Consider the following 8,579-nt stretch of genomic DNA (forward strand, 5'->3'; position numbering starts at 1 on the left):
ATTATTAAAGAAATCTATATAAAAAATTAAAATAAAGATTTCTTTATTTTTTATTATGATAAAATTTATGTTTTTTAATACAGCTTTATGTATTTATTTTAGAAAATTTATAAAAAACAATATGCAAGGCATTGAAAATGCATCAAGTAAAAATGCACCTACCATAGGCACTACTAAAAATGCAGTTTCACTTTTGCCGTATTTGTTTGTAAGTGTCGACATATTTGCAAGTGCATTAGGTGTAGCGCCTAATGTGTGTCCAATAAGACCGCTTACCATAATAGCAGCGTCATAATTTTTACCTAAGACTCTAAAGCATACAAATACTCCATAAATAAGTACAAATAAAACTTGGAAAAGAACTATGCATACTATTGGACCTAATAAGCTAGATAATGCATATAAATCTATACTCATAAGCGCCATAGTTAAAAACACATCTAATGCTACATTTTGCACAAATTCAAATAAATCCTGATAAAAATCAAAAAACTTAACTTTGATATTTATATTTGAAATTATTACAGATAAAAGCATACCTATTACTATATTTGGAATTAAGATATTTGTTTTTAAATTTATTATGTTCGATATAAAAAACGATATATTCATAATCAAAAGCAACATTAAGACATTTTCTAAAAAGATCATAGGAGTCAAATTTGCTTTATTTTTAGGTATATTATTTTTAGTCTTAGAAATATTAGATAAATTACTACTTCTTGTAAGTGGCTTTAGATTGTATTTTTGTATTAGAGCTTTTCCAACAGGGCCACCTAGTAATCCTCCGCTTATAAGACCTAATGTAGCAGCGGCAATTCCTATTGCTACGGCGTTTTCTATGCCGATACTCTCTATAGTAGTTCCAAATGCCAGCGAATATCCATGTCCACCTTCCATAGATACAGCGCCACACATAAAGCCAAGCAGAGGTGTAATATGTAAAAACTTAGATAAAAAAACTGCTATTAGATTTTGACAAAGTCCTAAAAATGCACATAAAAGCCAATATAGAAATAATAATTTTCCGCCGCCATTTGCACTAAATATATTTATACAAAAACCAATACTTATGAAAAATGCAGAAAGAAAATAAGGCATAAGCGACGTATCCATAGTTATCTCCAGTAGATTAAATTTTTTTAAAAAGAAAATCAGTATAGAAAAAAATAGACCTCCTATAACAGGTGTCGGGATACAAAGTGTATTAAAAATCTTTAATTTATCTTTGATAAAATTTGCAAATAAATATAATATAATGGACAAAATCAAGGTAGAGACTATATTTAAATTTAAATTAATCATCAAAAGACCTCCTTTGTGTGATAATATAGTTTTAAGTATTATTTACTAAAAAAAGTATTATTATAAGTTTATTAAAGAAAGAGGTATAAAATGATTAAAACAATCGGAATACTAGCGCACGTCGATGCAGGAAAGACATCTTTATCAGAGCAAATTTTATATCATACAAAGGCGATAAGAAACAGAGGTAGGGTAGATCATAAAAATACTTTTTTAGATAATTATGAAATCGAAAGAAAAAGGGGCATAACGGTATTTTCTAAAATTGCTAGATTTTTTTATAATGAAAATGAATATTTTCTTGTAGATACTCCAGGTCATATAGATTTTAGTGGTCAGATGGAGAGAAGTCTAGACTTTTTAGATTATGCTATACTTGTAGTTAGTGGTGTGCAAAAAGTACAGTCACATACATCTACAGTTTTTAAATTACTTAAAAAGAAAAACATACCTACTTTTATTTTTATAAATAAAATAGACAGCGAAAACTATTTTTTAGAAGAAGTTTTAGAAGATATAAAGCAAAAATTAGATGAAAATATAATTGATTTAACAGATGAATTTAAAAATGAAGATTTTAGTGAAGATGTTATAGATTTTATAGCAGAAAGAGATGAAAATCTAATGGATATATATTTTGACTCTGGATACAATAGAGAGCTTTGGAATAAAAATCTAATAAAACAAATAAAATCTTGTAATATATATCCAATATTTAGAGGTTCAGCATTAAATGATATAGGAATTGAAAGCTTTATAAAAGCATTTGACTACCTTACTACGACTTCTTACAACGAAGATGAAAAATTTTTAGCAAAGGTATGCAATATAAAATACGAAGATAAAAATAAAGAAGTGTACATAAAGGTTTTAAGTGGAAGCTTAAATGTAAAAGACGAGATAAAATATTTTTATAAGGATAAAATACTAGAAGAAAAAGTAAACTCTATATTTATAAAAAATGGAGAAAAAAAGCAGATAAATAATAATATATCAGCGGGCCAAATAGGAGCCATAATAGGACCTACAAACCTTGAAATAGGTCAATATATAACTTTAAAATCAAATGACAATATAGATTTTTTAAAACAAACTAGAAAAGACACTATAATTCCAACTCTTAGAACAAAGGTAGTATTTGATGATAATTTAAATATAAAAGATGTATTAGATATATTTAAGATTTTAGAAGCTGAAGAGCCGAGTTTAAATGTAGTTTATAGTGAAAAATTAAAAGAAATAAGCATAAGTATAATGGGAAAAGTTCAATTAGAAATACTAAAAGAATTTATATTAAATAGATTTGATATCGAAGTTGATTTTGGAAAATGTGAAATTTTATATAAAGAAAGTATAAAAACGCCTTGTATAGGAAGTGGACATTATGAGCCACTAAAACACTATGCAGAAGTTCATCTAAAAATAGAGCCAAATGATAGAGGAAGTGGAATAATATTTGAAAGCAAGGCCCATGTAGACGACTTAGATATAGGCTCACAAAATCTAGTAAAAACACATGTATTTGAAAGAAAACACCATGGAGTATTATGTGGGTTTGATTTAGACGACTTAAAAATAACTTTAATAGATGGAAGAGACCATAAAAAACATACAAGCGGTGGCGATTTTAGGCAGGCAACTTATAGAGCTATAAGACAGGGGATTGAGCAATGTGAAAGTATAATACTAGAGCCTTTTTATAATTTTGAAATAGAAGTAGATGATAATTATTTTGGAAGGGTTATATCTGATATTCAAAGATTAAATGGAACTTTCGAAATAAAAAATATAAACAATAAATCGATAATAAGCGGAAGGGGACCAGTTTCTACTTTTATGGACTACCAATTAGAACTTATTTCTTTTACAAAGGGAAGCGGAAGAATTTCGCTAAACTACGATGGATATGACAATTGCCACAATCAAGACGAAATAATAGAATTAAAAAATTACAATAAAGATGCTGATGAAGATTTTACATCAAATTCAATATTTTGTTCAAAAGGAACTTCTTACTCTGTAAAGGGAAGTGAAGTAAAAGAGTATATGCACTGTGATTTAGAAGAGATAATTAATAAATGGTTATAATAAATAAGTCTATATTAAGGGGGAATATTATGAATAAGGCGACAATAAAAGTATTAATTGCTATGTTACTTTGGGGGAGCCTCGGAGTATTTGTAAAAAATATTTCTTTAGAATCTGTAGAGATATCTTTTTTTAGGGGAATAATAGGAAGTATATTTCTTGGTATTGTTTTACTAATTAAAATGAGAAGTAAGAAAAAATCAGATGAAGATATTTATTTAGAAACTTCAAAAAATGAATATAAAAAGAAAGATAAAAAAAGCATAATAGTGCTTATAATATCAGGCATGGCGATAGGATTTAACTGGGTATTTTTATTTAATTCATATAACTATATAACAGTTGCAAATGCAACTATTGTATATTATTTGGCCCCAGTTATCGTCATATTTGTATCACCTATATTTTTAAAAGAAAAATTAACATCAAAAAAGGTTGTAGCTGTAATATGTGCTATGTGTGGGCTTATATTAATCGTTAAAACCAACACATCTAATGTGAATATAGACTTAACTTCAGGCATAATAAATGCATTTATGGCGGCATGTTTATATGCGAGTGTAATTATATTAAATAAGTTTATAAAAAACGTAGACGACTACAAAAAGACATTTATACAGATTTTTATGGCATCTATGGTGCTTTTGCCTTGGGTTATATACAGAGATAAAATTGTATTTGATTCTATAAAATCTATAATCTTAATACTTGTATTAGGAATAGCACATACAGGAATAGCGTATTGTCTATATTTTTCAGCTATGAAAGACTTAAAAGCGCAGTCTATAGCTATTTTAGGTTATATAGACCCCGTATCATCTGTAGTATTTAGCATATTTTTGCTTAGAGAACCTTTTTCGATATATCAACTTATAGGTGGAGTTATAATTTTATTATCTGCAATAATATCTGAGAAAAAGCCAAAACCTAAAATTATAGAAAGTGAAGAGAAAAATTTATAAATGGAAATTGATTATGAAAAATTTACTTATAAATTAGACGAACTAAAAAATATACCTCAGTCATCAGGAGTATATTTTATGAAAGATAAAGACAATAGGCTGTTGTATATTGGAAAATCAAAAAATCTAAACAAGCGAATAAAAAGCTATTTTCTAAATTCAAGAGATCGCTCTAATAAAATTGAGATAATGATAAAAAATATTTCTCATATAGAGATTATAAAAACAGATACAGAGTTTGATGCACTTTTTTTAGAATGTAAAAATATACACAAATTAAAACCTATGTACAACACACTTCTCAAAAATTACGATAAATACAAATATATATGTTTAGATGAAAAAGATCACAATATAATTAAAATAAAAAGTGAAATAGAAGATGACGGAATTTATTTTGGACCGTATTCATTTAAAAAAAAGCTTGAAACTATAAAAGAAATAATTATAAAAATATACAAACTTCCAATATGTAAAAAACAAAATAAATGTATACGCTATGATTTAAATAAGTGTATAGGAGTATGTAGGGGAAATATAGAAAATGATAAAAGATTAGATATAGTAAAAAATATAAAAGACAATTTAAATGGAAAAAGTAATTTTGTAATAGAGAAATTAAATGAAGAGATGAATATAAAAATTCAAAATCTGAAATTTGAAGAAGCAGCAAAAATAAAAGAAGAAATCGATTTATTTTCAGCTATTGTAAAAAAACAAAAATATCTTTTAAATTTAAACAGGGATATAGTATTTTGGATAAAGATAAAAGACTATAAATATAAGATTTACTATATAACATCTTTTGAGATAAATTATGAAAAGATAATCGATGCAAGATATCCAAGTCAGATAAAAAATGTAGCAGATGAAATAAAAGACATTATTTCACAAAAAAAAGGCGAAAAAAGCGCTCTTGAAAAAGAGAAAATAGATTATATAAATATAATAAATCAATATATAAAAAATACAAAAGATAGGGGATATATAATAGTTAAATAATTGTATATCTATGAAAGGGTGAGTAATTTGAACAACAAAATTAAAAATATAAAGGAACTTCACAAAGGGGATTTTATAAGTTTATACGACTTAGAATATAAAAATAAGTTAAATCAAGATAAGCACTGGAGTGTGGCTACTAGAAAAGATAAAGAAGCTTTAGAAGAGTTTTATTTAAAAAATAAAGAAGACAAAGTTGATGCTGTTTGTATAGTTGCATATCATGTAAAATATAAAAAATTAGTTATAATAAAACAATTTAGAGTCCCTGTAAATGACTACTTATACGAACTTCCAGCAGGTCTTGTAGATAAAGAAGATAAAGATATAATTCAAGCCGTAAAAAGAGAATTAAAAGAAGAGACAGGTTTAAATTTACTTGATATAAACGAAAATTATACAATGGAAAAAGCATATCTTTCACCGGGAATGACAGATGAATCTATTGCATTAGTTTTTTGTACATGTGATGGAGAGCTAAATAAAGACAACTTAGAAGATGATGAAGATATAGAAGCTATGCTAATATCACAAGATAGAGCAAATGATATATTAAAATCAAAAGAAAAAATGGATGTAAAGGCGTTTTTAATGTTACAAAACTTTGCATTATTAGGAGAAAAACTGTTTTTATAAATTAGAAAAAGTTAAAAAAACAAAATAATAAAGGAAAGTCAAAAGATACCTCTAATTATTAATTATTATAAATAATTGGAGGTTTTATTATGTCTAAAACAGTAATCATTTATACAACAAAATACAATACAACAAAAAAATATGCAGGATGGCTTGCGATAAAGATAGATGCTGATTTATATGAACTTTCTGATATAAGGGGATCTGATTTAAAAAACTACGACACTATAATATTTGGCGCACCTATAGAAAATGGATATATAAGAGGTGTTGAGTTTATAAAAGATAATATTCAAAAAATAAAAGATAAACAAATTATTATATTTTATGTGGGCCTAGGCTTATATACATTAGATGAAATCATGCTTTTTAATTTCTTGCCTACATATAAATATAAAAATATAAAATTTTTTGAACTTATGGGAGATTTTAATTATAAAAGATTGAATTTTATGGATAAAATTAGAGTGAAATACGGCTCAGGAAAAATTACTTCTGATTTAGTCGATTTAAAAAAGGATATAAAAAACGCCAAAAAAGAAAATATAAATCCAATCTTGAAATTTTTAGAAGGAAATAAAGATAACAGTTTGATATAAAATAAGTATTTTATATCAACTATTTATAAAATACTTGATAATAATTATCGATATCTAGTAAAAATAATTATTATCAAAATGATAATTTTTTACACCTAAATCCTGGAATTTGGTTGACATATCAAAATGATAATAATATAATATAATTATCAAAATGATAAATGGTAAATAATGGGAGGGTTAGTGAATGATATATTACAACGCTTTAGATTTGATAGGGAATACACCTATTTTAAATTTAAAACAAATAGGATATCCGAACTTATTTGTTAAGCTAGAAAAAACAAATCCAGGTGGCAGTATAAAAGATAGAGCAGCGTTATATATGATTAATGGAGCAGAAGAAAAAGGAATATTAAATAAAGATAGTGTTTTAGTTGAAGCTACAAGTGGCAATACGGGTATTGCTCTTGCAATGGCAGGCAAACTAAAAGGATACAAGGTAATAATTATAATGCCTGAGACTATGAGTATTGAAAGAAGACAATTAGTAAAAGCATTTGGAGCAGAATTAATACTTACAGATGGCTCAAAGGGTATGGCAGGTTCAATAGATAAAGCAAATGAATTATTAGATAAAAACTCAAATTATGTATGTCTAGGGCAATTTGATAATGAAGATAATCCAAAAGCACATTATGAAACCACAGGTCCAGAAATACTAAAAGAAGTAAAAAATGTATCTACAGTTGTTGCAGGAATTGGTTCTGCAGGAACTATAGTAGGAGTAGGAAAATATTTAAAAGAAAAAAATAAAGACATAAAAGTTATTGGTATAGAGCCAAAATCATCACCACTTATAACACAACATCAAGCAGGTCCACATAAAATCCAAGGAATAGGAGCAAATTTTATACCAAAAATATACGACGAAAATATAGTAGATAAAGTTATAACAGTATCTGATGAAGATGCTTATAAAATAGTTAAGCTTATGGCAAATAAACTTGGAATATTAGTAGGAATATCATCTGGTGCTAATATATTTGGCGCTATGAAATTATGTGATGAAAATCCAGATGAGGTTGTAGTTACAGTAGCTCCCGACGGTGTAGACAAATATATGTCTATGGGAATATTTTAAAATTTATAAAGGAAGGTCGTATACAGTATGTTTTATCATGTTAGAAAAGATTTACAATTTATAGTGGACTCAGATCCAGCAGCTAGAAATAAAATAGAATTATTTTTACTTTATCCATCGATTCACGCGATGATTATGTATAGAATATCGCATTTTTTTTATACTAAAAAGAGATTTTTTATAGCTAGATTAATCTCTCAAATATCAAGATTTTTTACACAAATTGAAATACATCCAGGTGCACAAATCGGCGAAGGAATATTAATAGATCACGGAAGTGGAGTAGTTATAGGAGAAACAGCTATAATAGGAGACAGAGTTACGATTTATCAAGGCGCTACAATTGGGGCAACTGGAAATGAAAATACCTTTAAAAGACATCCGACTATAGGCTCAGATGTAGTAATAGGCTCGGGTGCAAAAATATTAGGTCCAGTTACAATTGGAAATAATGTCAAAGTTGGTGCTAATAGCGTAGTTTTAGAAGATGTACCAGATAACTGTACAGCAGTTGGAATTCCAGCTCAAATAAAAACACGTCGCAAATTTGATGTAGTGGAAAATAATGGAGAATATGTAGCTGATTATGTAATTTAAAAAAATTAAAAACTTTATGAATTAATATTTATATTCTGTAAATAATAAGATAGAAGTTTATAAAATATTCATGGAGGTTTTAATATGAAAGCTAGTGTTGATAAAGATACATGTATAGGATGTGGACTATGTGAATCAATTTGTTCTGAAGTTTTTACACTTGCAGATGATGGATATGCAGAAGCTATTACTTCAGACGTTCCAGAAGATTGCAAAGATGCTACAGTTGAAGCTAGAGAAGCTGGTATGACAGAAATGGAATACTTAGATGGTATGATAGCTGACATAAAAAAATTATGGAAGACT

Annotated in this window: 8 protein-coding genes and 1 pseudogene; 8 read left to right on the top strand and 1 reads right to left on the bottom strand. The window is 27.0% G+C overall.

Going from position 1 to position 8,579, the window contains the following annotated elements; genetic code table 11:
- Nucleotides 1-93: 93 nt before the first annotated feature.
- Nucleotides 94-1,305 carry a sodium/glutamate symporter gene (locus I4U58_RS11020; RefSeq protein ID WP_195931398.1) on the bottom strand — a complete coding sequence of 404 codons (1,212 nt, stop codon included), beginning with the start codon at nucleotides 1,303-1,305 and terminating at the stop codon, nucleotides 94-96.
- Nucleotides 1,306-1,395: 90 nt separating this feature from the next.
- Between I4U58_RS11020 and I4U58_RS11025 the strand changes: the two genes are divergently transcribed.
- From I4U58_RS11025 to I4U58_RS11060, 8 genes and pseudogenes are all read left to right on the top strand, one after another.
- Complete coding sequence (locus I4U58_RS11025; protein WP_195931399.1) at nucleotides 1,396-3,393, top strand: TetM/TetW/TetO/TetS family tetracycline resistance ribosomal protection protein; 1,998 nt, start codon at nucleotides 1,396-1,398, stop codon at nucleotides 3,391-3,393.
- 29 nt (nucleotides 3,394-3,422) lie between these two features.
- Entirely contained in the window at nucleotides 3,423-4,355 is a 933-nt protein-coding gene (locus I4U58_RS11030; protein WP_195931400.1) for a DMT family transporter, read from the top strand.
- A complete protein-coding gene (locus I4U58_RS11035) occupies nucleotides 4,356-5,357 on the top strand; it encodes a GIY-YIG nuclease family protein (RefSeq protein WP_195931401.1) in 1,002 nt (333 codons plus the stop codon).
- A gap of 27 nt (nucleotides 5,358-5,384) precedes the next feature.
- The gene (locus I4U58_RS11040) at nucleotides 5,385-5,993 is read left to right on the top strand and encodes an NUDIX hydrolase (protein ID WP_207743874.1); all 609 of its coding nucleotides are present in this window, start codon (nucleotides 5,385-5,387) and stop codon (nucleotides 5,991-5,993) included.
- An 89-nt stretch (nucleotides 5,994-6,082) separates the two neighbouring features.
- Nucleotides 6,083-6,592: a flavodoxin domain-containing protein gene (locus I4U58_RS11045; protein ID WP_195931403.1), complete on the top strand. Its 510-nt coding sequence runs from the start codon at nucleotides 6,083-6,085 to the stop codon at nucleotides 6,590-6,592.
- A gap of 187 nt (nucleotides 6,593-6,779) precedes the next feature.
- The gene (gene cysK, locus I4U58_RS11050) at nucleotides 6,780-7,676 is read left to right on the top strand and encodes a cysteine synthase A (protein WP_195931404.1); all 897 of its coding nucleotides are present in this window, start codon (nucleotides 6,780-6,782) and stop codon (nucleotides 7,674-7,676) included.
- Between the two features lie 27 nt (nucleotides 7,677-7,703).
- Nucleotides 7,704-8,273 carry a serine O-acetyltransferase EpsC gene (gene epsC, locus I4U58_RS11055; protein ID WP_195931405.1) on the top strand — a complete coding sequence of 190 codons (570 nt, stop codon included), beginning with the start codon at nucleotides 7,704-7,706 and terminating at the stop codon, nucleotides 8,271-8,273.
- A gap of 84 nt (nucleotides 8,274-8,357) precedes the next feature.
- A pseudogene (locus tag I4U58_RS11060) lies at nucleotides 8,358-8,507 on the top strand (ferredoxin); the annotation flags it as partial.
- Nucleotides 8,508-8,579 lie beyond the last annotated feature (72 nt).

The sequence above is a fragment of the Clostridium sp. 1001270J_160509_D11 genome, from assembly GCF_015667935.1.
In the GTDB taxonomy this organism is placed as follows: domain Bacteria; phylum Bacillota; class Clostridia; order Peptostreptococcales; family Peptostreptococcaceae; genus Intestinibacter.

Excerpts from the sequence above, each read along its gene's own strand:
- I4U58_RS11025 (WP_195931399.1), top strand. The coding sequence starts at position 1,396 with ATGATTAAAACAATCGGAATACTAGCGCACGTCGATGCAGGAAAGACA.
- I4U58_RS11035 (WP_195931401.1), top strand. The coding sequence starts at position 4,356 with ATGGAAATTGATTATGAAAAATTTACTTATAAATTAGACGAACTAAAA.
- I4U58_RS11045 (WP_195931403.1), top strand. The coding sequence starts at position 6,083 with ATGTCTAAAACAGTAATCATTTATACAACAAAATACAATACAACAAAA.
- cysK (WP_195931404.1), top strand. The coding sequence starts at position 6,780 with ATGATATATTACAACGCTTTAGATTTGATAGGGAATACACCTATTTTA.
- epsC (WP_195931405.1), top strand. The coding sequence starts at position 7,704 with ATGTTTTATCATGTTAGAAAAGATTTACAATTTATAGTGGACTCAGAT.
- I4U58_RS11030 (WP_195931400.1), top strand. The coding sequence starts at position 3,423 with ATGAATAAGGCGACAATAAAAGTATTAATTGCTATGTTACTTTGGGGG.
- I4U58_RS11020 (WP_195931398.1), bottom strand. The coding sequence starts at position 1,305 with ATGATTAATTTAAATTTAAATATAGTCTCTACCTTGATTTTGTCCATT.